General features: G+C 52.3%; 20 protein-coding genes. 6 read left to right on the top strand and 14 right to left on the bottom strand.

From position 1 onward, the window contains the following. Nucleotides 1–31: 31 nt before the first annotated feature. Nucleotides 32–937, top strand: coding sequence for a LysR family transcriptional regulator (locus HUF18_RS15960; RefSeq protein ID WP_225692879.1), 906 nt, complete (start codon nt 32–34; stop codon nt 935–937). A 98-nt stretch (nt 938–1,035) separates the two neighbouring features. Here HUF18_RS15960 and HUF18_RS15955 read toward each other — a convergent pair whose 3' ends face one another. From HUF18_RS15955 to HUF18_RS15930, 6 genes are all read right to left on the bottom strand, one after another. Next, complete coding sequence (locus tag HUF18_RS15955) at nt 1,036–1,881, bottom strand: hypothetical protein (protein WP_225692878.1); 846 nt, start codon at nt 1,879–1,881, stop codon at nt 1,036–1,038. Then, nucleotides 1,850–2,473 carry a class I SAM-dependent methyltransferase gene (locus tag HUF18_RS15950; protein ID WP_145466623.1) on the bottom strand — a complete coding sequence of 208 codons (624 nt, stop codon included), beginning with the start codon at nt 2,471–2,473 and terminating at the stop codon, nt 1,850–1,852. The genes HUF18_RS15955 and HUF18_RS15950 overlap by 32 nt, the downstream gene beginning before the upstream one ends. Nucleotides 2,474–2,707: 234 nt before the next feature. Then, nucleotides 2,708–5,740: a ricin-type beta-trefoil lectin domain protein gene (locus tag HUF18_RS15945; protein ID WP_225692877.1), complete on the bottom strand. Its 3,033-nt coding sequence runs from the start codon at nt 5,738–5,740 to the stop codon at nt 2,708–2,710. Between the two features lie 298 nt (nt 5,741–6,038). Further along, complete coding sequence (locus HUF18_RS15940) at nt 6,039–7,775, bottom strand: alkaline phosphatase D family protein (RefSeq protein WP_225692876.1); 1,737 nt, start codon at nt 7,773–7,775, stop codon at nt 6,039–6,041. A gap of 225 nt (nt 7,776–8,000) precedes the next feature. After that, the gene (locus HUF18_RS15935) at nt 8,001–8,975 is read right to left on the bottom strand and encodes a hypothetical protein (RefSeq protein ID WP_225692875.1); all 975 of its coding nucleotides are present in this window, start codon (nt 8,973–8,975) and stop codon (nt 8,001–8,003) included. A gap of 399 nt (nt 8,976–9,374) precedes the next feature. Further along, on the bottom strand, nt 9,375–10,445 hold the full coding sequence (locus HUF18_RS15930) for an AraC family transcriptional regulator (protein WP_225692874.1): 1,071 nt from the start codon (nt 10,443–10,445) through the stop codon (nt 9,375–9,377). Between the two features lie 193 nt (nt 10,446–10,638). On the opposite strand from HUF18_RS15930, the gene HUF18_RS15925 reads away from it, so the two are divergent. After that, nucleotides 10,639–11,691 (top strand): pyridoxamine 5'-phosphate oxidase family protein, encoded by a 1,053-nt coding sequence (locus HUF18_RS15925; RefSeq protein WP_225692873.1) that lies wholly within the window; start codon nt 10,639–10,641, stop codon nt 11,689–11,691. Nucleotides 11,692–11,773: 82 nt separating this feature from the next. Here HUF18_RS15925 and HUF18_RS15920 read toward each other — a convergent pair whose 3' ends face one another. Beyond that, nucleotides 11,774–12,214, bottom strand: a complete 441-nt coding sequence (locus HUF18_RS15920) for a hypothetical protein (RefSeq protein WP_225692872.1) — start codon at nt 12,212–12,214, stop codon at nt 11,774–11,776. A gap of 707 nt (nt 12,215–12,921) precedes the next feature. Here HUF18_RS15920 and HUF18_RS15915 point away from each other — a divergent pair. Together HUF18_RS15915 and HUF18_RS15910 are read left to right on the top strand one after the other, a co-directional pair. Beyond that, complete coding sequence (locus HUF18_RS15915) at nt 12,922–13,521, top strand: hypothetical protein (protein WP_145466630.1); 600 nt, start codon at nt 12,922–12,924, stop codon at nt 13,519–13,521. 153 nt (nt 13,522–13,674) lie between these two features. Continuing rightward, nucleotides 13,675–14,631, top strand: coding sequence for a phosphatase PAP2 family protein (locus HUF18_RS15910; RefSeq protein WP_225692871.1), 957 nt, complete (start codon nt 13,675–13,677; stop codon nt 14,629–14,631). A gap of 177 nt (nt 14,632–14,808) precedes the next feature. Here HUF18_RS15910 and HUF18_RS19870 read toward each other — a convergent pair whose 3' ends face one another. The 3 genes from HUF18_RS19870 to HUF18_RS15895 all read right to left on the bottom strand — a co-directional run bounded on the left by HUF18_RS19870 (nt 14,809) and on the right by HUF18_RS15895 (nt 17,447). Then, a complete protein-coding gene (locus HUF18_RS19870; protein ID WP_145466632.1) occupies nt 14,809–14,934 on the bottom strand; it encodes a DUF2474 family protein in 126 nt (41 codons plus the stop codon). Between the two features lie 93 nt (nt 14,935–15,027). After that, entirely contained in the window at nt 15,028–16,035 is a 1,008-nt protein-coding gene (gene cydB, locus HUF18_RS15900) for a cytochrome d ubiquinol oxidase subunit II (RefSeq protein ID WP_225692870.1), read from the bottom strand. An 11-nt stretch (nt 16,036–16,046) separates the two neighbouring features. Beyond that, nucleotides 16,047–17,447 carry a cytochrome ubiquinol oxidase subunit I gene (locus HUF18_RS15895; RefSeq protein ID WP_225692869.1) on the bottom strand — a complete coding sequence of 467 codons (1,401 nt, stop codon included), beginning with the start codon at nt 17,445–17,447 and terminating at the stop codon, nt 16,047–16,049. 140 nt (nt 17,448–17,587) lie between these two features. On the opposite strand from HUF18_RS15895, the gene HUF18_RS15890 reads away from it, so the two are divergent. Then, nucleotides 17,588–19,000 carry an aminotransferase-like domain-containing protein gene (locus tag HUF18_RS15890; RefSeq protein ID WP_225692868.1) on the top strand — a complete coding sequence of 471 codons (1,413 nt, stop codon included), beginning with the start codon at nt 17,588–17,590 and terminating at the stop codon, nt 18,998–19,000. A 9-nt stretch (nt 19,001–19,009) separates the two neighbouring features. On the opposite strand, the gene HUF18_RS15885 is transcribed toward HUF18_RS15890, so the two are convergent. From HUF18_RS15885 to HUF18_RS15870, 4 genes are all read right to left on the bottom strand, one after another. Further along, nucleotides 19,010–19,507, bottom strand: a complete 498-nt coding sequence (locus HUF18_RS15885; protein ID WP_186435781.1) for a DUF934 domain-containing protein — start codon at nt 19,505–19,507, stop codon at nt 19,010–19,012. Between the two features lies 1 nt (nt 19,508). Next, nucleotides 19,509–21,167: a nitrite/sulfite reductase gene (locus HUF18_RS15880; RefSeq protein ID WP_225692867.1), complete on the bottom strand. Its 1,659-nt coding sequence runs from the start codon at nt 21,165–21,167 to the stop codon at nt 19,509–19,511. Between the two features lie 694 nt (nt 21,168–21,861). Next, nucleotides 21,862–22,506, bottom strand: a complete 645-nt coding sequence (locus HUF18_RS15875) for a TetR/AcrR family transcriptional regulator (RefSeq protein ID WP_225692866.1) — start codon at nt 22,504–22,506, stop codon at nt 21,862–21,864. A 76-nt stretch (nt 22,507–22,582) separates the two neighbouring features. Next, nucleotides 22,583–24,166 (bottom strand): bifunctional 3-(3-hydroxy-phenyl)propionate/3-hydroxycinnamic acid hydroxylase, encoded by a 1,584-nt coding sequence (locus tag HUF18_RS15870; protein ID WP_225692865.1) that lies wholly within the window; start codon nt 24,164–24,166, stop codon nt 22,583–22,585. A gap of 131 nt (nt 24,167–24,297) precedes the next feature. On the opposite strand from HUF18_RS15870, the gene HUF18_RS15865 reads away from it, so the two are divergent. Further along, nucleotides 24,298–25,371: a VOC family protein gene (locus HUF18_RS15865; protein ID WP_225692864.1), complete on the top strand. Its 1,074-nt coding sequence runs from the start codon at nt 24,298–24,300 to the stop codon at nt 25,369–25,371. Nucleotide 25,372 lies beyond the last annotated feature (1 nt).

Below are 25,372 nucleotides of genomic sequence, written 5' to 3'. Positions count from 1 at the left end.
CCATAATTCTATTCTTGGTATTCATATCTGAATGAACTGGCAAGCCATTAAATTCGACTGGAACCGGGCCAGAGCTTTTCTGGTTACCGCCGAAGAAGGATCTCTTTCTGCTGCGGCCAAGGCTCTCGGTGTTTCACAACCCACTCTTGGCAGGCAGGTCGCAGCGCTGGAGGAGGAACTTTCTACTGCACTTTTTGAGCGTGGTAACCGGGGGCTGGAATTAACACAGAATGGGCTGGAACTGCTTGCTTATGTGCGTGCGATGGGCGATGCCGCAAGCAATCTCTCGCTTGCAGCAACGGGTCAGGCAACATCAATTGAAGGGGACATTGCGATTTCGGCATCGGAAATTACCGCCGCTTATATTATGCCTCCGATTATCCAAAAACTGCGTAGCCAGTATCCGGGGATTCACATCAATCTCGTTGTATCCAACGAAGCCAGTGATCTTCGACGCCGTGCTGCGGACATTGCGATCCGGAATTTCCGCCCAACCGAACCCGACCTGATCGCCCGCAAGGTAGGAGAGTTTTCCGCAACCCTTTACGCCACACCAGAAATTATCTCGACCTTGCCATTACCTTTAAGCGATGGTCTTTGCAAAGGGCCCTTTATCGGTTTCCTGTCAAATAATCCGGCCTATATGGAAGCACTGGCACAAAGTGGTATAAAACTGCTGGAAGACTATTTTGTTGCCAGAACAGACAGTCATCTGGTGAATTGGCAAATGACCCGTGCAGGTATCGGCGTTGGCATCATGCCCATAGAACTGGGTGATGCGGAGCCTGCGGTTAAAAGAGTCTTTGCAGATAAAATATTCGGTGGTGATGTGTGGCTCGTTTCGCACCGGGAGCTGAGAATGAACCTTAGGGTGCGGACAGTCTTCGACTTTCTGGCTACCGAGCTTGGTCAGTACTTCAAAAAAACTGAAGCCTGATCAGGAATGGGTAACAATATTTAATACCTGCGGCGTACTGATTCTGACCAGCAAGGCTGCAACCAGACTCAGAAACCGAAGGTATTAAATACAGAAATTCAGTAACCTTTCAGCCCGGAAAAGAACAGGCCACTTGAGCGATCAGCATTGAATACCGCCACAAACAACTGATTCACATCTTCATCATAGTAAGCAATCCCGTTCAGTTCCTCAGCGCTCAGTAAGCATTCATTGTCCGGGAATGAAACAGCGACATTGAAAAGGTGACTGCCACTACGCGGAGACAAGGTTCCGGAAAAACTGCAGAATCCTGAACTTAGCATACGGCTAAAAACCCTGGAACCGGACAATGAACCATCGACCTCAACCTGAACCGCCACATAGATGGATTCTACGGTAGTGTCTGATACCCCCTTATAAAGGCCAGAAAAGTATTCTCCGGAAAGCTTTTCCAGATCCGGATCACTATCATTATCTGTTCTCGAAGAAACCGTAAAACCAATACCGCGACCACTCGATACATCGGTGATAATTCCGGTCAGGTAATCGGCAGCAACATAGGAAGCCGTCACGTTGTATGCGCGGCTTTCTCCGCCGTCGAAGTTTCTGGCCAGCGCATTATCAGAAACAAAATTTCCTTCCGCTGCAGTCGCTGTTCCGGAGATCAGGCCAGAAAGATCATCTCGTCTGCCATCGGATTCCTGAATAAAAATATAGAACTCTCCATCACTTCGAATAATTGCAGTCAACTCCTTACCGGAATCCGTCAGGCCGGTATAAATACCCTTAGCTTCATTTTCGGATGTAGCGGAATTCCGGGAGTCCGAGTTGCTGCCGCCGCAGGCAATGAGCGCAAGGCTCATCATTAATAAAACGATATTTCTCATGCTGTTTCTCATATTTTCCGGGGTATCAGGGTTTGCTTGCGATAAGGAAATAAACATCTTCAGAGTCTTCAGGAATCCATCGGTGCCTGATGATAAAGCCCGCTCCTTCCATCTCTTTTTCAAGGTCACTGCGGGACAGAAACTTTACGAAAGGTGCAAGGCGAAGAATTCTGGCGACCAGTGCGACGGGCCTGAGGTATGGACGGGTATCCTGCAGACAGGCAGTATTGCTGATAAAAACTCCGCCTGGCTTCAGCATATTGAAAACCTGCTGTATCGCATATTCCGGGTCACGCAGCAGATGCAGGATATTCAGTCCCAAGATTGCATCGAACGACTGCTGCCGGCGTTGAATATCATCAAGTGTGGCAACCTCAAAACGAAGGTTATTACCTACATCATCCGCCTGTCTTTCGCGGGCGATATCAATCATCCGTGGGGATGCATCCGTCGCCAGATAACTGCGGACTCTGGGGGCGTGAATTCGTGCGGTTGATCCTGTACCACAGCCAAATTCCAGCACATCCATTTCCGGGCGAAAGTATTCCTGAGTGAGCGCAATTTTCTTCAGATAGGCGCCATGATCAGTAATAGGGCGCCGGGCATAGCGCTCGGCACTGCGATTCCAGAAACGGATGGATGAATTCATAAATACGCCTCTCGGGCCGGTTAATGTTATTCCTGAAAATAATTCTATCCCTGCATTTCTGTTGGCAATACCGCCATAAATTTATTTCAAATATTCATATTTGAATGGACTGATGACCACCAGCTTCAATCTGAGGGGTTACTGGCATGAGTCATCATGGTGACTGCCAATGGCACCGGCTTTGGGCATAAAAAAACGGGAGCCTGAGCTCCCGTTTGTTCTAACCCGGTTAAATTACTGACCGTTGGCCGTCGCATGCCAGCGCTGATTCGCACCGCCATGTACGCCATACATAATCAGCGTCGAAGAACTGCCACCGGAAACGTCCAGCACCTGATTACTGTCGATGCGTGAACGCAGCAGTTTGCCGGCATAGTTAAACTGCTGAGCCGGATTACCGGCATCGCAGTCGGCCAGCTGCAGTAAGGTATGGTCGTAAATCAGACCATCCGGCACTTCCAGACACTTGGCTCCGGCGACACCGTTAATCATCAGACCGGTAGCCGTATCAAAACGCCACAGCTGGTTGGCACTGGTATTACAGGCTTCCATCGCCACCAGCGCACCGGTATGACTGCCACCGGTTGCGCTGATGCACTGGCCGGTGGATTCGCTGCGGTATTGTGCATAACGGTTTTCCGCCGACATTAAGCGCAGTTCCCACTGCTGGTTGGCACCACCGTGGTAAGTCCACTGGCCAACGTTAGCGTCATTACCGTTACCATAAGCATCCGCCACGATATTGCTGTTGTGCTTGCTGGCCAGTTTATTGCCGCTGTAAGTCCAGCGCAGGTTGTCGGAATCCACACAATCCCAGATCACCACACCACCGTTGTTATAGGCCTGACCGCGGTTATCCAGACATTTTTCCGGATTCGCCTTGTTGCGGAACATCTGGTTGGCGGCATCGTAACGCCACTTCTGATCCTGTGAGGTCAGCTGACAATCCCACAACTGCACATTGCTGCCGTTGTTCAGATTATTGTCGTTACCGGGAATATCCATACAACGGCCACTGGCACGGTTAACGATGGAGAACCAGTTTTCATCCGAGCTGGAATACTTCGGCGAATCATTGGCAATCGCCCGCTCCCACATCTGCAGATAGGCTTCCGCCGAGTTCATCACCGACTCATAAATGCGTGAGTTGGAATGGGTGCGGATATCCTGAATATGGTCAGCCACCAGACCGTAATGAGCCAGGCCTTCGTTATTCAGGTCAAAGATGCGGTTACCGGTTTTCTGTTTATCGATCACCACACCGGCTTCGGTTTCAAACGGATAAATCAGCGGATCGGTGTCGGTGTTATCGCGCGGATAAGCCTGCGAGCCAATACCACCCATATCGGTAGCAAATGGCACACCCACCAGATAACCGGTTGGCTCAATCAGGTCGATAAATTCACCGATGCTCCAGTTCAGGCTGTTGGCGCTGCTGTTATACGGCGACATCATACCGCCGGCACGGGCGATACGCTGGTGCACTTCGTGCGCTGAACCATCCGGCTTACGATGCATATGGCTGTGACCGGAAATTACACCGGAATAATTACGCGACTCGACGATATCCATAATGGCGCGTGCGCTCTTCACCGAGGTGTGATCAATTTCGATGATCATGCCTTTATCGATCATACGCTGCACCAGATACTCACCATTGGCACTCAGACCATGCTGGTTGCAGTGACGGCGGCTTTCATCGTATTGCGGATTCAGGCCAATACCAGCAAGAATATCTTTGATCACCGGCACGGTGCCCAGCAGCGGGAAGCCACTGGTCATACGGGAGCCATCGGTTTCGGCATCACAGACTTCGGTTTCAAAGAAACGGCCACTCGACAGCCACTGGCCGACGTTAATAAAGCCATCTTCCATACGTGTACCACCGAGCTGGTTGTCAAAGCGGTGAACCGGGAACAGCGCACGCACGCCGGCGTCGTACACTTCCTGCAGCTGACGTTCGATGCTTTCTTTGCTGCAACCGTCTTTCAGACCACAGTTAAACAATTCAGACGCTTCAATGCCCATCAGCACCGCCAGCTTGCCATCGGCAATCACCTTGCGGGCTTCCTGCGGGGTTTTCACCAGACGGAAGAAGCCTTTGCCAGGCCCGCCCTGCTGCGCGTCGATATAATCCTGCATCTGCTGCAGGCGACGGATCTGCAGATGAATACTGGCCATGGTGTTGCAGTTATTCGGGTTGATCCAGCTGGCCGGGTTGACGGTTTTCTGCACATTACACAGAACCTCGTTTTCCACCAGATGGCTGACCATCATCTGCATACCACCTTTGTGCGCACGCTCGATCCACTTGTAGTAGTACTGCATATGCGACACCTGCTTACGGTTCGGCCAGAACGGGAAGTCCGGCCAGCCGCGGGTATCGTAGCGGTGGTTTACATCGTCATAACCCATCAGGTTACCGATGATATCGAGCGATCCCCAGGGGCCATGAATATCGGAACTGTCGCGCAGCGCGGTTTCAACACCCCAGCGGTGGAAAGGCTCGCCATGCAGGAACTTACCGCCCATAAACTCATAGGAGGTGATATGGGTGTGCGGGTCGATGGCACCACGAACCGGTGTGTTCACATCGCTTTTCGGTACCTCACCCACAGTGTTCAGCTCGGCTTCCGGGAACGGCTTACAGTCGCTCTTCGGCACCAGATTGAACTCGGTTTCCGAACCGGCATTGGTTGGGTTGAGGATATCAATCACGTACAGGCCACCATCGGCGTAATAACCGGTGCCACCGTAGTTATGGCGCAGAATTTTGGCCAGCTTAGGGCCATAAAAGCTGAAGCGGTAGGCGCCGTTATCCTGGCTGTGAGCGGTGATCTTGAATTCGGCAAACTCACCGGCGTAACGCCCGGCCGAAATTTCATTCGGCAAATGGGTTGCCAGATAACGGCCGTCTTTATCCGTCAGCATATAGTGGAAAAACGATGTCGGCTTAAAGTAGAAGCTGGCTGCCGAATCCAGATCGGTCGCCTTTAGCTGCCAGCCAAGACCATTATCAATAGCACCGCCTTTGGTATAGCGGTTCATATATTTGCCGTTGGTCGGTGACTGAATGGCATAACAACCCTGGGCCAGTTCATGTACCGCCATTTCGGCATTCTGCCGCTGCTCTACCGGAGCAGGTGCAGGGGGTGGTTGCGAGAAAGCAGCAGCCTGCTGTGCGCAAAACAGCGTGCTGCCAAATAATGCTGCGCCACCGACCATGGAGGTCAGCAGCCAGCGCTGCGTATGTGCTGAGTTTTTCATTATTATGTGTCCATGCGAACCGGCCGCAGTCACACTGCGACCGAATAAAGTTCCGCGACGGCTGGCGACTGACTCCTCTCCCTGCCTGCCGTAAACGGGCCGTTTGCAGCATGGTCATGGAGTTCAGATGCAACCTATGGCAATACGGGCCGCACACTGTGCAAAACCTCGATTGCAGGAAACGATAAGACGAATTACGACGAGGGTAATCACCGTTCGGGACGGCTCAGGCACTAATAAGGACGTTATTATTTACACCATCGGCGCCTGACTTCTGACGCCAGTCAACCGGCGATATTCAGCCGCCGGGTAACGCACTGCCAACACCACTTTGGGAAGCCAGCATACCGTCCAGCAGATTGCCCGCCGGATCACGGCGCCAGTGACGCAACCAGGCAAAGCCCGGAGCAAAATCCGGCGCCGGTGCGGCGGCCAGCTTACTGGCTGAAATCGCAGGCGCCGGGCGAAGAACAGACTCACCGGACGGCACCACCAGCGCCCGTAAGCACTCACTGACATAGCGATGGGAATCGATATTATCCACCACCCACCACTCCGCCTGCAGGCGCTCATGGGTGATATCCAGCAGCACATAGCCGCGGTAATAAAAATCGACAAAGTTAAGATGTGGCAGCAAGGCCTGCAGCGAACGGCTGGCCAGTTGCGCCTGAGTGTAGTTATCAATACCGGGCGAGGTTACCGCCGGAGTCACCAGCTCGATGCCTAACGCCTTACCCGGCTCAGCGGCAAACGGATCGTCGTGCAGTTCCATTGCCCAGCTGGAGTGAATATCACCGGTCAGCACCACCCAGTTATCCACTCCGGCGTTGCGTACCGTATCAAACAGACGCTGACGTGCCGCCGGATACCCATCCCACTGATCATAATTAAACGGCGTGTCGTTGGTGCCCAGCTGGCCGACCATCACCTGCTGCCCCAGCAGTTTCCAGCGGATGTTTTCCTGCTGTGCACTGGTCAGCGTTTCTGCCAGCCAGCTTTCCTGTTCATAACCGAGCAGCGTACGCTCTTCACGGTTGCGGTCGGCATTGTCGGCGGCCTGGGCATCACGCCCGGCCAGACGGGTATCGAGCAGGCTCAGGTCGAGCAGGTCGCCAAAACGGAAGTTACGGTAAATGCCCTGCTGGCCGGCCCGCATCTCACGGATCGGCATCCATTCCATATACGCCTGTACCGCGCCGCGCAGGCGATCCTGCCAGCGCCCTTCTTCACCCTCAGTATGGTTATCCGCACCGCCGGGCCAGGCGTTATTCGCCACTTCATGATCGTCCCAGATCACCATAAAAGGATGCTGGCGGTGCACCTGCTGCAAATCGGCATCGGTTTTATAGCAGGCGTGGCGCTGACGATAATCGTCCAGCGTGATGATTTCGCGCGGCGGCTGATTGATACGGCCACTGCCCAGGCTGGCATCGAGATTAGCGTACTCATAAATGTAATCACCCAGATGCAGCACCACATCCAGATCGCTGCGCTGTGCCAGCTCTTTATACACATTGAAATAACCACGCGCGTAATTCGAGCAGGAGGTAAAGGCAATGCGCAGATGCTCCACCCGGCCCTGCGGCAGAGTACGTGTGCGGCCGATATCCGACATCTGCCCCAGGGCTTCGAACACATAGTAATAACTCTGCCCGGCCTGCAGACCATCAGCATCAATCTTAACGGTGAAATCACGGCCGGCATCGGTATAGCCGAAGCCTTCGTTAACCAGCTCGCGCAATTGCGGATCACGGGCGATGCGCCAGCGATAAGGAATACTGTAGGTTTCGGCCAGTGCCGGAGGGGTTATGCGGGTCCAGAGAATCACCCGGTCGGTGAGCGGATCACCACTGGCAACCCCGTGCTGAAACGGGAAAGCACTGGAGCGTGGCACCGCCATCAGATCATCCTGCTGCGGCAAAAATGAGTCGGCCAGACCCGTGCCTGCCAGCGCCGGGCCAGCCGCTGCAGCCATTCCCAGAGAAGCCGCAGAGCGGGACGAATTAAGCAAAAAATTCCGGCGCGTCAGGGTCATGGTGCTTTCCGCAGCAAAGACTGAACGCGGTCTATTTAATGAGCAGAGGATGACAGCGCGGTTGCGCTTTGCTGACCATATGGTTGCAGAAAAGTGGCGGATTGATGACCAGCGGATGACCGGATGATGACAGCAGTGAGTTACAGCGAATACAGAATAACAGCCGGGATCTGAAAATTATCAGATCCCGGCTGTGGTATTACAGATAAATAAGACTTAACAGGATTATGGCGTTACTGACAGGTTTTTGATGGTCACCGTAACATTACGTCCGCCGGTAGCAGAACCAGCCTTTTTCAAAGGAATATGAATAAACCCATCTTCCTCTGCAGTAAAGGTACAGGTGTAGTTACCAGGTGTCAGCGTAACCTGTTTTTCAAATACACAGTTGGTATCAGAAAACTCTGCGCCTTCAAGCAACTCATCATTGGGTAAAGCCGAAATACTGCCTGAGACTTTTAATTTCAGGCCATTCTCTACCAAAACTTTCTTATTGTTATTCGTTCCACCGCCAATAGCCAATGTAACTTCGTAAACATTATTTTTTAAGGCAAGAGGCGTCCACTGCTCGGTGACACCCTGTGAATTTACCCGTGAGACAAAAGGTTTGAATATATTACTACCCGTCAGAGTCAGACTTTTGGTAACTGTCAAACAAGTATCAAGAGGATTGTAAGAAGAGGAATCTCCTGCAGTATCGCAATGGCGATCCGCCGGACGGGCATGCCGGAGCTTGACACTACGATCAGTCGCTTTTTTAAACTTCACACGCATAACGTATGTCCTGACTTCCTCCGTGGTCAGGACATTGCTGCTATCCCTCGTCGTCAGCGTCTGCATTGGAAGAAATTCACACACTTTAGTGAGGCTTTCCACAAACCCGGAAGCCGTATCGATATCATCACCAGCCACGCTGTCACGGCATGAAAAACTGGCATTATTGGCTGATAACTGATCAGGCTGAAATGCAGAAGGCTGACCATTGCTTTCGAACATTACCTGAATTGTTGCGGATGCACCGTATAAATTTGCTGAATACATTTTATCCCGAACCACCACCTGACGGTTAATCGTTTCCCAGGCAGACGGAACCAGATCCGCAACAAATTGACTGGCATTGACGACAGACGATGACAGCAATCCAATCAGTGTCATGCCTACCGCTGTTTTAAAAGGGATCGATCTGATCTTATCTGACATATTTATAATCCTTTATTAAAATCGATTACTTATCAGTGCCCCCCTGAATCATTCAGCGGTGCAGAAATAAATTCATAAAAAACGAATCCCTGACACATCATTTCAGCGCTAACACTCATCCGCTAAAACGAACTGCATGCGACATGGCGAAGCCAGCGTATTCTATTTTGAATAACATGCAATGAAATTAGTTATTGATAACTTCTTCTGTGCTCAACAGCAGAGGTTGTATTCCATTCAGGATAAAGAACCCGGTACTTATACCTTAGGGCGGGCAGTGGATTTAATATTCATTAAAAACTTATTTGATAAATGAATACTCGATAAGCAGTCTTTCCCTCCCCCGACAAAATCAATCACGTCAAATATTCAATACCAGCTTTCTTATTGCCAGACGCATCACAATAAACAGCGCCGCATAAATTTGTAACATGAGCTGCTGTCGCAGAAGCCGAGTAAATCGGCCAGTTCGGTGGCATTCAGCCCCTGAGCCTGCGGACTGCGTGCCAGCCGCAAACGCTGCTGATTCAGCAGTTCGGTAAAGCTGGTGTGTTCCGCTTTCAGGCGACGGAACAGCGTCGAACGGCTGAGGTGCACGGCGGCGCACACCGCCTGAATCTGACTGAATTTATGGATATCCTGCTCCAGCAGTGCCAGCACCCGCAGACTGAGCGGTGCCTTTGCTGCCGTCTGCCCGGCGCTGTTTGACTGCGCTCCCGCTGACAATATCCCGGCCACTGGCAGCTGCTGCGCCCGCGCCGCCAGTAAATCGCGCAGATAGACATCCGCCGCAGGCAATGGATGCTGCAGCAGCGCGGCATCCAGCCACAGACGGTTAACGCCGCCAGGCGCCCCGGTAAAACGTATTCCGGGGCCGAATGTCTGATAAAACAACTTGCTGTCGGCCGGCTCGGTACGGGCAAGTTCGGCTTTGCGCACCGGCAGCAGGCGGCTGGCATTTTCGGTACCTGCTGTAGCCTCGCCCCTAAAAACCTCACCGCCCAGAACCGCGCCCCAGGCAAGCATCGCCGCCATGCTGCGCTCAACCGCAATCTGTGGATATGGCAGCAGAAATTCAAAGCGGATTTCCACTTCATCGCCGGCCGGCAACAACTGCCAGCGTTCGGCCGGGTTCAGCAGCTGAATATGATCAATAAAGGTGGTGAGTGCCTCGCCCAGCGTGGCGCAATGCGCGATCCAGCGCGCCAGTAAACCGCGGGCAGCGGGATTAACCTGCAGGCCAATCTTCAGCCCCAAAGCGTCATCGGTGCTGTTGTTACGGGCTTCCGTCCACAGTGCACGCAACGCACTTTCGGCCTGACGCTGCTCGTGCATTTCTGCGCCTGCCGCAACCGCTTCTGCCGCGCTATCAGCTGACATCTGAGCGGGCGCCAGCACGCCACGGCGCTGCAGCTCTTGTGCCAGATCTTTCACGGCTACCGCCGAAACGGTCAGTTTATTGCGGGACATAACCACCCAACCAACAACTTAACACCCTTCTGTCAATGCACTTCATACTGCCAAGAATGCCTGAAAGCCAGGCAAAAGTACCCTGTCTGCAACCAGATTCCATAACTCTGCAACCAGCTGCCTGAGCTGCCGCTCGCAAGCGGATTAGGATAAAGGGACCTACGAGTAACCCAGAGCCCTGCAGGAGAATTTTATGCAGCACCGCATTCAGAACGAACAGCACTTGCGGCAACTTATTTCTGCACCACCAGCGCTGCTGGAAAAGCGCGTACAGACGCAACTCGATGCTTATTGCTTTGAGGTGATAAACCACGCCCGGGGGATGATAGTCGCCAGCGAAAGCGGTACACCGGCATTACAACCCGTAAGCCTTAGCCACTGCCAGCTGGATGTTACAGCTAACAGCGTGCGCTTCAGCCTGCCTGAAGCGGACGAGCAGCCAGACCTGCAAACGGACAAGCAAGCAGACAGGCAAGCAGACAGGCAAGCAGACAGGCAAGCAAATCATGGCCACAGCGGTCAGAACGCCAGCCTGTATTTTCTGATTCCGGGGGTCGGTCATGCCCTGCGGGTCAACGGTCGTCTGAGCCGGCAGTTACCACAGGGACACTGGCAACTTCAGGTTAAAAGCGCCTATCTGCACTGCGCGCGCGCTGCTGTGCGCTCCGGTCTCTGGGACAACGAGACAGAACACAGCGCTGCGGTACTGACCGACAGCACCCGGTACCTGCAGCAGGCAATGTATCTTTTGCTGAAAACCTGCGACGCCCAGGGCATCACCTCCGTTTCACCACGCGGTGACGAAACCGGTGTCATCCGTATGCTGCCCGATGGACGTTTATTTATGGCGGAGCGGCCGGGCAATAAAGTGGCGCTCAGCCTGCGCAACCTGCTGCAGAACCCGGCGCTGGAATTGCTGTTGCTGATACCCGGCCAGCCACAACTGCTGCATATCTGCGGCAGTGCGCAGCTGACAACCGAACCGCAGTTACTCGCCGCCTGTGCCATTAGCGATAAAGTGCCGAAGCTGGGGTTACTGATTGAGCCGCAGGCCATCCGCTTTACCAGCGCCAGTGCCCTGACCGATGCCGGCGTATTTAACCCGGAGCACCGGGTAGAGGCCAAACAGCTGACGCCTTTTGCCAAAGCACTGTCGGCGCATATGAGCGGCGAGGGATTAATGGGTAAGGCCACCCATCTAGTGGTCGATCAGGTAGTAAAACACGATCTGAAAAATCTGTACTGAAGGCTAAACATAATACGCAGAACAGCTGAAACAGGTGCGGTGGTACTCACCGCTCCTGTCGGCGAACGCAATTGTCAGGTTTTCACTCGCAGGTGGCTGATGATTCATAACCGAGATAATAATAACCATCCCAGGCCTGACCACCCGGCGAATGGGCACTAAACACAATACCTTCGCTTGTCATACAGTACGCCAGCGTAAAATCTGTGGGGTCGAGATCAGCGAAGCCAAGTGCAAAGTTATCTGAAGGCTCACCATCAATCCGATAAAAATAATAACCGGCGCTAAGGTTCACCTGGCGCCGATCATCGCTCAACGCATGGCAGCCATCGGCGGAATTGGTTCTGCCAGTGATAAGTACGGTGCGGTATACCGGTTTCTGATCGAAACTGACCAGTCTGATTTTTTCAGAAACCCCGATATCCGGATTTTTAATTGCCAGACAATTCCCGTGCAACCAACCAATATGCTGTTCAAGCGCGCCCTGCGGTACTGAAGCACAGCCTGCCTGCACGATATACAAACTCATCAGAACAACGGTTTTTATCGGATATGCGGACACCGGTTTCCTCCATGATGCATTTCAGGCGCGCCGGATGACGGCTCCCCCTGCCCGTTAATGGCAGGAGCACCTCACCCACGGGGCTGCTATCAATAATATGCTCCCTTATCAGGACCTTAGAACCGGCAAATACATGCGTGGTGAAAAGACCGATAGCCGGGAGATGGCATTTCGCCTGAAGGGTAAAACGACCAGCCCCGCATGAACAGGTTTCTTTATTGATTACCCGATTGCCGACCCGATTGCAGCCCCATGGCCATAAACGCATCCTGCGACAACCTGTCGCAGCGACAAAATAACCGCCAGGGCATATTCTGACAGCCTGTGTTCGGCAGTGCGCTATGAGGGTGGCAAGCTGCCGTCCGCCGGGTTTACCGGAGTGTTTGTGGTGCTGTCGTCTGATCAGAGCGGCGGCTGTCAGTCAGTAACTCCCGGCACAACTTAACGTTTCCACGCTTTGACAGGCGCAGCGTTTCCGGTCTGTACACCCCGTCCGCTGCGCCTGTTTTTTCTTATTCCCTTTTTCTTATCTTTTCCTTTTCCCTGTTTTCTCTCTGTACCCCCACTGCTTTGTCTTCCCACCACCCTGCCCCGCGGTTAGCATGACAGACTCTGAAAAAGCAGACCTGAAAAAGCCCCGTGCAGAATAGCGGGCTAATGGATACCGAATGAGCGAACAAGAAAAGAAAAACACCGGCCACAGCGCCAGCGAATGGCGCCACCTGTACTTTACCGGCATCAGCCGTGTGCCGCCGCAGGACATCAGCCTCAGCAACGAACAGATGCAGGCACTGCTCGGTATGGTGAACGCACCAGCGGCCATCTCCTGCCCGCGTGCCATTGACCCGCAGTATTTGATTAATGAAAAAGGCACCACGCCCTGGCTGGCACTCTATGCCCTGCTCGCCACCCGTGATCCGCAGGCGTTAACCGCCGTTGCCGAAGGCCAGAGCGCTATTCAGGTGCCGGCCGAATTTCTTGCCGGCACTTTTCACAGCCATGTGAACTGGCCTGCGGAAATGCTGGCGCGCTACGACCTGAATCTGGATGGTTTTTACCTGTTTGCCATTCCCTTCCTGCTGCATCGTGATGCACCGGCCGTAACCGATCTGAGTCAGTCGGCCAAATCACCGGACGGCCAGCTGGAGATTTTTAATATTCAGGAATTCCGTGATGAATTTCCGGAACAGTGCCTGCTGGAATTCGGCATGCTGGTGAAGTTTATTCAGACCAAGCGTCCGGATATTGTTGCTGCCCAGCCTTCCTGAGCGGCACCGGCAACCGTACAGGTTCTGGCTTTGGCCTGTACGGAACGGCCAGTTCCTGACACATCACGGCCGTTTTCTCCCTCCCGGACACTGTCATAAAACAGTAAACTGGCTGCTTCTGATAACAACAAAAACAATAAGCTGTACAGAACCATGATATCCCATGAATTAAAGCCGCGTGGCTGGTCGTATTCCCTGCAGCAGATGCCTGACTCTCTGCGCCAGTGGCCACTGGATAAACAGCTGACGCTGCTGTTTCCCGCCGGCATTCTGCTGTTTGCCCTGCTGTTTGGTGATATCCGCCAGTGGCTGCCCGGTGAAAATAAAGCGGCACTTACCGGTGCCGGTATATTTTTCCTGCTGATTGTTCTTACCCGTCTGGCACTGGCACGCCATACCTTAAGCCCGCGTTATGAATGGCTGCTGCGCGAACTGTGGCCTGTACCGGCGATGCTGCTGGGTTATCTGCTGATGCGGCTGTTACGGCTGGAGCTGGCCATTGATGCCCTGGGCATTGAACTGATGGACCCGCAAATGATTGCCTTTGATACAGCATTGTTCGGTCAGCCGCTGCCGCTGCTGATTCAGCACTGGGTCAGCCCGGCCATGACCCTGCTGATGGAAAGCGCCTACCTGCACTTTTATTACGCCGTACCCATCGGCTCGTTACTGTGGCTGTTTTATTGCCGGGCAGAGCACCCCGCGGCGTTTATTCATGTGCGTCAGGGAATTATTTACACCCTGGTTATTGGCTGGTTGCTGTATCTACTGGTGCCGGTCATCGGCCCCGGTCAGTGGCTGGAAAGCGCATTCAGTGTCAGCCTTGGCACCCAGGATGGTCTGGTCTATGACGCGGTAAACAGCTTCCGTTATGCCTACGACTGCTTTCCCAGTCTGCATACCGCCGTGCCCTGGGTAACACTGCTGGTCTGCTGGCGCTGGTATTCCTGGCCATTGCGCGTTCTGGTGTTGCTGATGACCCTGAGCATTACCCTGTCTACCCTGTATCTGCGTTACCACTACGGTGCCGACGTGCTCGGCGGCATAGCTCTGGCCGTGATCGTCGCTCAGTTGCGCCTGCCAAAAACAACAACCCGATACGGGCATTAAAAACCTGCTCTGGTGGGTCATACTCAAGGCAACATTGCCAATAAAAATGACCGTTTTATCCGGGTGACTCAAGCAGACTGTGCACTGGGTAAGAGTCACTCATGCAAAAAGGAATGCATTGAATATTCCCTCCTGAAATCCGGATATAGCTATTCGGATGTAGTTATTCGGATTTAGTCATCCGGATTCCATTCCGGCCAGGGTCATGGCAAAACGTATAACCGTCGCGACCACGAAAAGCGCCCCTACACCGAGGGCCCAATAGATTAAGAGCCACTTCCATTGATGAAGACTTTTTTTCATCCCCTGTTCCTCCGGATTTACGTTTTACAGCAGAGATAAGCGCCCGGTAAATGCTTGCCCCGTTGCAGCCTTTTTCCAGAGCCTTTTAGGGCCCTAATGATAACCATCGGTATCAACGACTTTTCCCCGAAATACCCGGTAAGACCAAAAGGTATAAATCAGAATCACAGGAACGATGAGCACAACACCCACCAGGGTAAACCGGAGACTGGATGCCGGAGCCGCGGCCTGATAGATCGTAATACCGGGCGGAATAATGTTTGGCCAAAGGCTGACACACAGCCCCAGATAACCAAGAAGCAGCATGCATACAGCACAAATAAAAGCCCGGCACTCGTCTTTGGAATGCGCAGCCCCCATCAGCAAAAAAGCAAAAGCAGCAGTAAGAATGGGCAAGGGTGCCAGATACACGATATTTGACAGGTTAAACCATAAATCCCGCACGCTTTCGTTAACCATCGGTGTATAGATACTGATAATAAACATACAGGTCGCTAACAGCAGCGTTAATGGCTTAATAAGTACGCGCATTTTCTTCTGCAAACCGTGCTCTGTTTTAATAACCAGCCAGGTAACTCCCAGCAACCCATAAGCAAACAGCAAACTGAAACCCGTAAACAGACTGAACAGACTTAACCAATCCAGTCCGCCACCGGAAAATTCACCATTTTCAACCTGAAAACCAAGAATCACAGCCCCCACAGCAACACCCTGAGAAAAGGTTGCAATTAAAGAACCAACAAAGAACAACTTATCCCACACCGGACGATGAGACTCTGTGGCTTTAAAACGAAACTCAAAGGCCACACCACGAAGAATCAAACCAAACAACATGAGCAGAATCGGCCCATATAAGGCGGACAAAATCACTGAATAAGCCATCGGAAAAGCCGCCAATAAGCCAGCACCACCCAGCACAAGCCAGGTCTCGTTACCATCCCACACGGGGGCAACCGAGTTCACCATAATATCCCGTTCATGCTTGTCTTTTATAAAAGGAAACAGCAAGCCAATCCCCAGATCAAAGCCATCCAGGATCACATACATCATCAGGCCAAAGCCGATAATAAAAGCCCAAATAGTCGGTAAATCAAAATGCATGACAGGGTCTCCTAAATTTCTACGCCATCTGCGGCGGATAGCGGACGGGCCGGGCGTTTATTCAGGTGTTCATCATCCTCCAGTGAGTAGTCTTCTGCCGGCCCTTTGGCAATCAGCGCCAACATATAACGCACACCCACGCCAAAGACACAGACATACACCACTACAAACGCCAGCAAAGACAAACTCATTGCAGTAACGCTGTTGGGCGACCCTGCATCCACGGTGCGCTGCAAACCATATACAACCCAGGGCTGACGACCGGCTTCCGTTACAAACCAACCGGCCAGCATGGCGATCAGACCGGATGGTCCCATGACAATACAAAAATTCAGGAACCATTTTTTCTCATAGAGCTTGCCTGTTTTACGCAGAATTAACGCAGCAAGCGCCAGTACAATCATCAACATGCCAAGCGCAACCATAATTCGGAAACTAAAAAAAACGACTGGCACATTAGGGCGATCTTGCGGGGCAACGGAAGTTAATGGCGGAATAGAGCCATCCATAGAATGGGTCAGAATCAGGCTGGCCAGATTGGGGATTTCTATCGAAAAATCGTTTTGTTCTTTCTCCATATCTGGCCAGGCGAACAGAACAAGCGGCACACCTTCACCGGGCTTAGTTTTATGCCAATGAGCTTCCATTGCAGCCACTTTGATTGGCTGATGCTCTAAGGTATTCAGACCATGCAGATCACCAACCAACACTTGTAATGGCGCAGAAATAAGCAGCATCCACATCGCCATGGATAACATTTTTTTCGCTACGTTAATATGGGAGCCTTTAAGCAAATGCCACGCACCGGAAGCACCGACCAACAACGCCGTCGCCAAAAATGCAGCCAGCCCCATATGCACTAAACGGTAAGGAAAAGAGGGATTAAATATAATTTCGAACCAGTCCAGCGGCACAACACGCCCATCAATAATGTCGTAACCCTGAGGGGTTTGCATCCAGCTGTTTGATGCCAGAATCCAGGTCATTGAGATCAGGGTGCCGATGGCAACCAGAATAGTGGAGGCCAAATGCAGCCGCTCTCCAACTTTTTTCCAGCCAAACAACATAACCCCCAGGAAGCCAGCCTCAAGGAAGAAAGCCGTCATCACTTCATAGCTGAGTAACGGGCCTGTAATCGCCCCCGCAAAGTTAGAAAACTGGCTCCAGTTGGTACCAAACTGATACGCCATAACAATGCCAGAAACCACCCCCATGGCGAAGTTAACGGCAAATATCTTCATCCAGAACCGGCACAGAGTCATATAGACCGGCTTTCTGGTATACAGCCATAAGCCTTCTAACACAGCCAGATAACTGGCCAGACCGATCGTTATCGCGGGAAAGATAATGTGGAACGAGACGGTGAACGCGAACTGTATCCGCGCCAGATCAACAGCACTTAAATCAATCATTGTGTCCTGCCTACCTTCTGCACGGCCAGAAAGCCGAAGCTAAAAATAACAACCGCGTTGAGTGTACGACTAAAAAAAATACAGAACAGGCACAATAAACTAATTTAGAATAGGTACAGTTTGTTGATCGAGGTGTCGCCATGAATCAGTTTAAGTACCTAGAGCTGGAACACTTGTTACGGAAAGATATACAAGCCAATCATTTCTTACCGAGTGGAAAACTTCCTTCCGTCCGGGAAATATGCCAGAACTTAGGCTTTTCCAAAGCCACTGTATTACACGCCTTACACAGGCTCGAAGCAGAAGGCCTGATCTTTTCCAAGCCTAAATCCGGTTACTTTGTCAAAACTGAGACACACCATGACCGGCTGCCGCCAAAACGCATTAACCCTCCGGCGGCGCCCAGAGACGTAACGGTTCCGGCTATTTTAAGAGACATCATGGCGCGCAGTGCCGCTTTTGATATTTTACCAACCGCAGGCACTGCCAACGATGCCAGCCACCTCATCACACTGAACCGGCATTTGAGCAAAGCTTTACGCTCCAGACCGACTCAGAAAGCTCTTTATTACAATGATTCAAGCGGCGACATGCGCTTGAAAGACGCCATTGTGAACCATTACCGCCATCGCGGTCTGAATCAGGACCCAGCACAGGTTTGCATCACCGGAGGCTGCCAGCATGCGTTATTTATTTCGCTTATGGCGACATGCTCACCGGGCGATACCGTAGCGGTGGAATCACCAGCGTTTTATGGCGTTCTGCAGATCATGGAGCAGCTGAAGCTGAAAATTATCGAGGTTGCGACGGATCCTTCAGAGGGTTTAAGCATTGAGGATTTAGCAAAAAAAATAACCGAATGGCCGATAAAAGCCTGCATAACATCCCCGAATTACGCTACCCCTACCGGGGCCTGCATGCCAGAAAAAGCCCGTCAGGAATTGATCAATCTGGCGATAGAAAAAGATTTTTGCATTATAGAAGATGACATTTACGGCGATCTTTCCTTCCCGCCGTTTACGGCCGAACCGCTAAAAAAACTCGACCCTGACGGGCGGGTTATTCTGTGCAGCTCGTTTTCAAAAAGCTTATCAAGGGATTTAAGGATTGGCTGGGTGTTTGGCGGAAAGTGGCACGACAAAATCGCTCAGCTCAAACTGGTCACCCAGTTATCTTCCAGCGAATCCACTCAACAAGGGCTTGCAACATTTTTGGAAGAGGGACATTACCGCCGCTATCTGGCTCAACAGGTTAATACGCTGAAGCAGCAACAAAGGGAACTGATGACCTTATTGAGCAACCATTGGCATGATGAAATTCGTTACACCAACGCCCAGGGCGGAATTTCTATGTGGGTGGAATTAGACGAAACCATTAATACACAAAACAGTTACAACAAGGTACTGGAGCAAGGTGTGATTATGACACCCGGCTCGCTTTTCTCAGCTTCGGGACAATATAAAAACTTTTTACGTTTGAGTTATATCCATCCCTTAACAGAAAAAAGGCAAGCCGCGGTCAAAAAGCTTTTCAGCGTGCTGCTTGGGCATTAAAGATTAAGTCTATCGACGAACCCGTTTATAAAGCGGGTTAGGTTGCGACACGCTGCTGCTGTAGGTAACGGAAAGTCCTTTGAGGCCTTTCATCGCATCGTACGGGTCTTTGCCTTCTTTAATAGCAAAGCTGTCGAAACCACACTGACGCATCAGGCTCAGCTGATCCCGCAAAACATCACCAAACGCCCGTAAATCGCCCTGATAATTTAACCGTTTACGCAGTAAATACGCTGTTGAGTAGCCACGCCCATCCTTGAAATCTTCGAAGAAAACGCCGATAAACGAGAGCTTATCAATCACGCTCTGTAATTCCATCGGATCATCATTAACACCAATCCAGACTGCTGGCGTTACCTCCTCACCCTGCTCAACACGCGCTAACCAGACTGCCATGGGTAAAACGTCATGGGGATCTGGCGTGTCATGAACGTCTTCTGCAATAACCCAATCGTCTGACTTAATAACAGCAGCATCACCAGAATGAATGCGGATAATATTCTTCATACTAAGCTCCTGCCGGGCCATAAGCGGCCAACTTAAAAGGCTCCAGCCCTATGCGCAAAAAAGTTTCATGGAAGGTTTCGTGATCATTACGATTGGCTAAATATGCATTGGTGATATTTTTTACCACTCCGGGTAACACCTCTTCACTCACCGCCGGACCAATAACCTTACCGATCTGGCTGTCTTTTCCCTGAGCGCCGCCAATGGTGATCTGGTAATAGTCTTTACCGGATTTATTCAATCCTAAAATTCCTATATTTCCGATATGGTGGTGAGCACAGGCGTTAATACAACCCGATAAGTTAATACTGATATCACCGACATCCAGTTGCTCTTCAAGGCTGTAAGCCTCAGCGACTTTCCTGGCGACAGGAAAGGAATGGGCCGTCGCCAGATTGCAGTAGCTTGCTCCGGGACAAACAATCATATCGCTGACTAAACCCACGTTAGGTAACGCCAAGCCCACTTCACATAAACTTGTCCAGACGCTGAACAGGTCTTGTTTCGGGATATCCGGCAATACCAGGTTTTGTTCATGGGCAACCCGAATCACCCCAAAGCCATATAAATCGGCCAAATCGGCAATGCGTTGCATTTGTTCTGCGGTTAGATCGCCCGGCGTATTGGTGGGAAATTTGGTAGAAATTGCCACGGAGGCATAACCTTTCACCTTGTGCGGTTTCACACTGCGTGATGCCCAGGAAGCAAATTCGCTATTGCTTGTTAAGTGATGACCATATTGAAGGTCAGTATCATCTAACGCTTTATAGAGCGGCGATAAAAACTGAGAAGCTACACGACTCAGCTCATCTTCAGTAAGCGTCGAAAAACTTCCGCGAATCTGTTGCCATTCGGCTTCTGCTTCTTCACGAAAAGCGCTTATGCCCAGTGAATTTACCAGAATTTTAATACGTGCCTTGTACTTGTTATCACGCCGGCCATAGCGGTTGAATACCCGCAGAACCGCTTCGATATATGACAAAACTTCCGACCAGTGCAGATTGTCTTTTACGAGCTGATTAAGAAAAGGCGTACGACCCAACCCTCCGCCAACCATAACCTGAAAGCGCAGCGTTTCTTCTTCATCACGATACAAATACAAACCGATATCGTGCATACGCACCGCTGCCCGGTCTTCCTGACTGGAGCTGACTGCAATTTTGAATTTACGGGGCAGGAACAAAAACTCAGGATTTACGGTAGCCCATTGACGAATAATCTCGGCAAAAATACGCGGGTCATATTCTTCATCGGGGGCAACGCCCGCGTAGGCTTCGGTAGTCACATTACGCACGCAGTTACCCGATGTTTGAATCGCGTGCATATCAATAGACGCCAGATGCGCCAGAATATCTGGCGTATCGGCTAATTCAATCCAGTTAAACTGAATATTCTGACGGGTGGTGAAATGCCCATAACCACGGTCAAACTTATTGGCAATTGCCGCCAGACCGCGCATCTGATCACTGGATAACGCCCCATAGGGAATAGCGACCCGCATCATATAAGCGTGTTTCTGCAAATACAGACCGTTTTGCAAGCGCAGCGGCAGAAACTCTTCTTCTGTGAGTTCACCACTCATCCGGCGCGCAACCTGATCGCGAAACTCATCTACCCGCTCGTTAACCAGCGTCCTGTCATATTCATCGTACCGATACATCCGTATCACTCTCCCCTCTGTCTGTCAGGCGGGGGAAAATATCAATCAGACAGTGTCTCTGACAGGACAAGAAAAAAGAAAAACGATAGGTACAGATGACAGCAGCCAACCTGCAGGCTAGCGCACAGTCGATCGCAACCGCTTCACCTGCCGGGCGATATCAATAAGGCAGCGTCTCGTCACTACCGGCAAACACAGAGAAAAAAGCGCCGTCAAGCATCATCTTCGATTTGTGCATAAGTTCTTTCTGTCAACCCTGAAGTTTTGCACAGAAGCTGTGGATATTTCTGTGCATATTCTTTTGAGAACTCTCCTGAATGCAGTAAATACGCCAGCCGGTAAAAACCGTGTGTTTTTTACACAGCCAGAAAAAACTAAAAATTTCTTTATTTTTCAAGGCATGGCAAGGGTTGTAGCAGGATCACAAAAAAATCGGCACGGCAAGCACAGAAGCATCAGGCATTCTCCGCCAGACGGATAAGACGCCCGGCGACATGGGGACAAAGCTGACATTGAATCCACAGATTCTGTGGATAACTAACTGGATAAGTTGGCGATAAGCAGGCCGGAGCCATAGTCCGTGGGGGTTGCTGAAAAGCGTTGGTTTTTTAGACGATTGCGGGCGGTACACACCACCCGTACAAAGAAAAAGGCATAAGGCTGTGCCGGGACCGGCTCAGAAACAACTCTCCTGTTATTCCTCCACCGGTAACGACGGTAAAGCCTTAACCGCCACTAACAGAGCCTGTGGCCGCGCCATGCCCAGAGCCTGCAGCAACATCGCCGCCACAGTGCTGTCATCCCCGTTTTCATAGCGGCCTTCAACAATCGCAATCATTGCGCTGATCACGCCGGAGACCAGCAGGCGGATGGCAAGATCTTCACTGCTGTAATCAAACTGTCCCTGACTGAGCCCCGTGCGCACATCATGGCGCACATAATCGCCCAGTGCCGAACGCATACCCTCGGCATAGCGTACGATATTGATCAGGGCACTGGCCCATTCGTGGTCCTGTGCTGCACGGCGGATAAACGCACGGATACCGATTGCAACCCGCTCGGCACCATCAGCAACGCCACGGCTGATCAGCGCAACCTCATGAGACAAGGCTTCCGCCTGTGCCAGGCTGACGGCATCCAGCACCTCTTCTTTGGTACGGAAGTAGTTGTATACCGTTCCGTTGGATACCCCTGCTTCCTGCGCCAGTTCGTTCAGTGCCAGTTCCCCGGCACCTTTATGGGCGTAAATCTTCAGCGCCGCATCCAGCAATTGCTGGCGTGTACGGGCTTTTTTCTTGTGACCACGGGTCAGTTTTTCATTCTCGGCAGACGAGGTCATGCGGATCGCACCAGTTTCTGAAGGGAACAGAACGCCAGTGTACCACATTGAAACCGTCTCAATATTGAGATGACAGCTACTTTCCAAGCAAGCCAAGCGTTTGCTGCAGCAGCTCCGCAGCACAGCCTGCCGGACCGGAGCACAGAATAAAGCGATCCGGACGCACCACCGCCAGCGCCGCAGACGCCGGAGCCGATAATGACTGTGCCAGGTCTTCCAGCAGCTCGGTTGTTTCCGGACTCTGATTCTGTACCCCAACCTGCAGAAAGCCACCACCGGCAGCCTGCCAGCGCGACCGTAAAGCGGCGCTCAGCCCTGCCTGCGGATTGGTATTGAAGCCCACCAGCAGCAACCGCTCACCCAACACATCATCACTGAGGCGGACCTCCCCGCCACTGCGTACCCATCCCTGTCCCAGCTGGCTGCCCGGAAGCAGATGTTTCAGCCCCTGCCCGGCACAGAATAACCCCTGGCGGAAACGGTTAGCCGGCTTAATCCGTAACTCTTCCAGATGGCGACGCAGCGGCGGCAGTAAGCGCGACAGGCGCATCAGACCATGCACCATAAATGCAGAGACTGCATGACGGGTCATCACCAGATGGCCCATAAAGCGGGCGAGGTTGATCATGCTCACAGCATGCGGACGCCGTTCCTGATCATAACTGTCGAGGATCTGCGGCTGCGCCTGGCCACGCAGCACCCAGGCCAGTTTCCAGCCAAGGTTCGCCACATCACGCAAGCCGGCAACCAACCCCTGACCGACAAAAGGTGGCGTGATATGCGCAGCATCACCGACCAGAAAAACCCGGCCCTTACTGAAACGCTCGCAACAACGGGCATGAAAACGGTACACCGCCGTCCGCTCAATCTGCAGATCGCTGCTGCTGATCCAGGGAGCCATCAGCTCTGCCACTTTGTCCGGGTGCTCCATCTGCTCACGGCTTTCACCACGGCGCAGCATAAACTCCCAGCGCTCACGACCACCGGGAGCCGGCATATGGGGAACAGATCGTCTGGGATCGCAGATAAACTCAACATGGTCGATGGCCTGCTCTGCCCGCTGCCGGGCATCAACAATCAGCCAGTCTTCGCCATAGGTTGTGCCCTGAAAATCCTGACCGATCAGGCTGCGGACAAGGGAGCTGGCGCCATCGGCACCAATCAGATAACGGGCGCGGATTTCTTCCTGCCGGCCAGCGTCATCACTCACCACCACGCTGACAACATCGCCCTCATCGCGCAGTGTTACCAGCTCCAGACAGCGGCGCACCGTTACCGACGGCAGAGCCGCCAGCCGTCCGGCCAGCGCCTGCTCCAGTTCCGGCTGATAAAAAGTAACCAGCTTGGGATGGCCATCCAGACTGCCGCGGGTATTCGCGGTAGCAAAGCGTCCCATAACCGGACTGTGCATCTGCACCTGCGGAATCGGAATACGGGCAAACGAGTCTTCGCTCAGACCGGCCATCTGCAGAACCCGCAACGCTTCATTATCCAGTGCAATGGCTCTTGGCATCAGCAGTATGTCCGGCGCTTTATCGATCACCAGTGTATTGATGCCATAGCGCCCCAGTAAGGCTGCCAGGGTTGCTCCCACAGGGCCGCAGCCAACAATCAGAACCTCTGTTGTTGCTGCTTCTTTTCCGTCACGTTCTTTGTTCATTTTTATTCTCCGCTAACGGCATCCTGGCGACGCCAACGAATGAGATTAAAACCAATATTGAAATATGTTTCAATATTGGTTTTAATCTCATAACAAAATAACAATGATCGTTCCCAGCAACGGAGTCCGCCATGATTGAACTCTCTACCCAGCAACCCCAACGGCATCCCTCGCCCACCAGTAAAGCCTGCCGGCTGGCTTATCTTGTGTTTGAGCGGCCGGAACCTGAGAAAGCCGAACGCTTCCTGCATGACTTTGGCCTGCAAACGGCCAGCCGCAGTGAAGACGCCATCTTTCTGCGTGCCGCCGACAATGCCCCTTTCTGCTACTGCATCCGTAAGGCAGCAAAAGCAGGGTTTGCCGGATTTGGCTTTGAAGTCGCGGATATAGCCGCCCTGCAGGCGTTGAGTGAGCTGGACGGAGCATCGGCAATTGAAGAAGCACCTTATCCCGGCGGTGGCCAGCGGGTGTGTCTGCGCGATCCTTCCGGTTTCCGGGTAGAAGCCATCTGTGGCCAGAACAGCGTCGCGCCTCTGCGGCACCGTGCGCCCCTGCAGTTCAATTTCAATAACGAACATGTGCGCGTGAATGATTGCCAGCGTCCGCCGGCCACAGCGCCGGATGTACTGCGTCTCGGCCATCTGGTTCTCGAAGTAGCCGATTTTCAGCAGACCAGCGCTTGGTACACACGCCACTTCGGCCTTATTCCGAGTGATGTTCAGGTTCTGCCCGACGGCTCACCAGCCGTGGTCTTTTTCCGTCTTGATCTGGGAGACACCCCGGCCGATCACCACACGCTGGCGATGGCACAGGGCTTTATGCCGGCATACAGTCACAGTGCTTACGAACTGGTGGATGCCGATGCGGTTGGCATGGGACAGCGCGTCATGCGCGAAAAGAAATGGCAGCACGCCTGGGGAATCGGCCGCCATATTCTCGGCAGCCAGATTTTTGATTACTGGCAAGACCCCTGGGGAGCCAAGCATGAGCATTACTGTGACGGTGATTTATTTACAGCAGAGCGGCCCATGGGCGTGCATCCTGTCAGCCGCAATGCCATGTCACAGTGGGGGCAGGTGATGCCAGTCAGTTTCACCAAACCCAAAATCACGCTCAGCGCTATCCGTGGATTGCTCAGAAGTCTGCGTTACAGCCCGGACGTTACGATAAAAAAATTAAAAACACTCGCCAGAATCTTTGGCTGAC

Source organism: Thalassolituus sp. ST750PaO-4 (assembly GCF_020320405.1).
GTDB lineage: Bacteria > Pseudomonadota > Gammaproteobacteria > Pseudomonadales > Oceanobacteraceae > Venatoribacter > Venatoribacter alkanivorans.
The sequence above is the reverse complement of the archived record's forward strand: the minus strand, read 5'-3'. Positions and strand labels throughout refer to the sequence as shown.

Coding starts and splice junctions, on each gene's coding strand:
- HUF18_RS15960 (WP_225692879.1), top strand. CDS start 32: ATGAACTGGCAAGCCATTAAATTCGACTGGAACCGGGCCAGAGCTTTT.
- HUF18_RS15955 (WP_225692878.1), bottom strand. CDS start 1,881: ATGTTTATTTCCTTATCGCAAGCAAACCCTGATACCCCGGAAAATATG.
- HUF18_RS15950 (WP_145466623.1), bottom strand. CDS start 2,473: ATGAATTCATCCATCCGTTTCTGGAATCGCAGTGCCGAGCGCTATGCC.
- HUF18_RS15945 (WP_225692877.1), bottom strand. CDS start 5,740: ATGAAAAACTCAGCACATACGCAGCGCTGGCTGCTGACCTCCATGGTC.
- HUF18_RS15940 (WP_225692876.1), bottom strand. CDS start 7,775: ATGACCCTGACGCGCCGGAATTTTTTGCTTAATTCGTCCCGCTCTGCG.
- HUF18_RS15935 (WP_225692875.1), bottom strand. CDS start 8,975: ATGTCAGATAAGATCAGATCGATCCCTTTTAAAACAGCGGTAGGCATG.
- HUF18_RS15930 (WP_225692874.1), bottom strand. CDS start 10,445: ATGTCCCGCAATAAACTGACCGTTTCGGCGGTAGCCGTGAAAGATCTG.
- HUF18_RS15925 (WP_225692873.1), top strand. CDS start 10,639: ATGCAGCACCGCATTCAGAACGAACAGCACTTGCGGCAACTTATTTCT.
- HUF18_RS15915 (WP_145466630.1), top strand. CDS start 12,922: ATGAGCGAACAAGAAAAGAAAAACACCGGCCACAGCGCCAGCGAATGG.
- HUF18_RS15910 (WP_225692871.1), top strand. CDS start 13,675: ATGATATCCCATGAATTAAAGCCGCGTGGCTGGTCGTATTCCCTGCAG.
- HUF18_RS19870 (WP_145466632.1), bottom strand. CDS start 14,934: ATGAAAAAAAGTCTTCATCAATGGAAGTGGCTCTTAATCTATTGGGCC.
- cydB (WP_225692870.1), bottom strand. CDS start 16,035: ATGCATTTTGATTTACCGACTATTTGGGCTTTTATTATCGGCTTTGGC.
- HUF18_RS15895 (WP_225692869.1), bottom strand. CDS start 17,447: ATGATTGATTTAAGTGCTGTTGATCTGGCGCGGATACAGTTCGCGTTC.
- HUF18_RS15890 (WP_225692868.1), top strand. CDS start 17,588: ATGAATCAGTTTAAGTACCTAGAGCTGGAACACTTGTTACGGAAAGAT.
- HUF18_RS15885 (WP_186435781.1), bottom strand. CDS start 19,507: ATGAAGAATATTATCCGCATTCATTCTGGTGATGCTGCTGTTATTAAG.
- HUF18_RS15880 (WP_225692867.1), bottom strand. CDS start 21,167: ATGTATCGGTACGATGAATATGACAGGACGCTGGTTAACGAGCGGGTA.
- HUF18_RS15875 (WP_225692866.1), bottom strand. CDS start 22,506: ATGACCTCGTCTGCCGAGAATGAAAAACTGACCCGTGGTCACAAGAAA.
- HUF18_RS15870 (WP_225692865.1), bottom strand. CDS start 24,166: ATGAACAAAGAACGTGACGGAAAAGAAGCAGCAACAACAGAGGTTCTG.
- HUF18_RS15865 (WP_225692864.1), top strand. CDS start 24,298: ATGATTGAACTCTCTACCCAGCAACCCCAACGGCATCCCTCGCCCACC.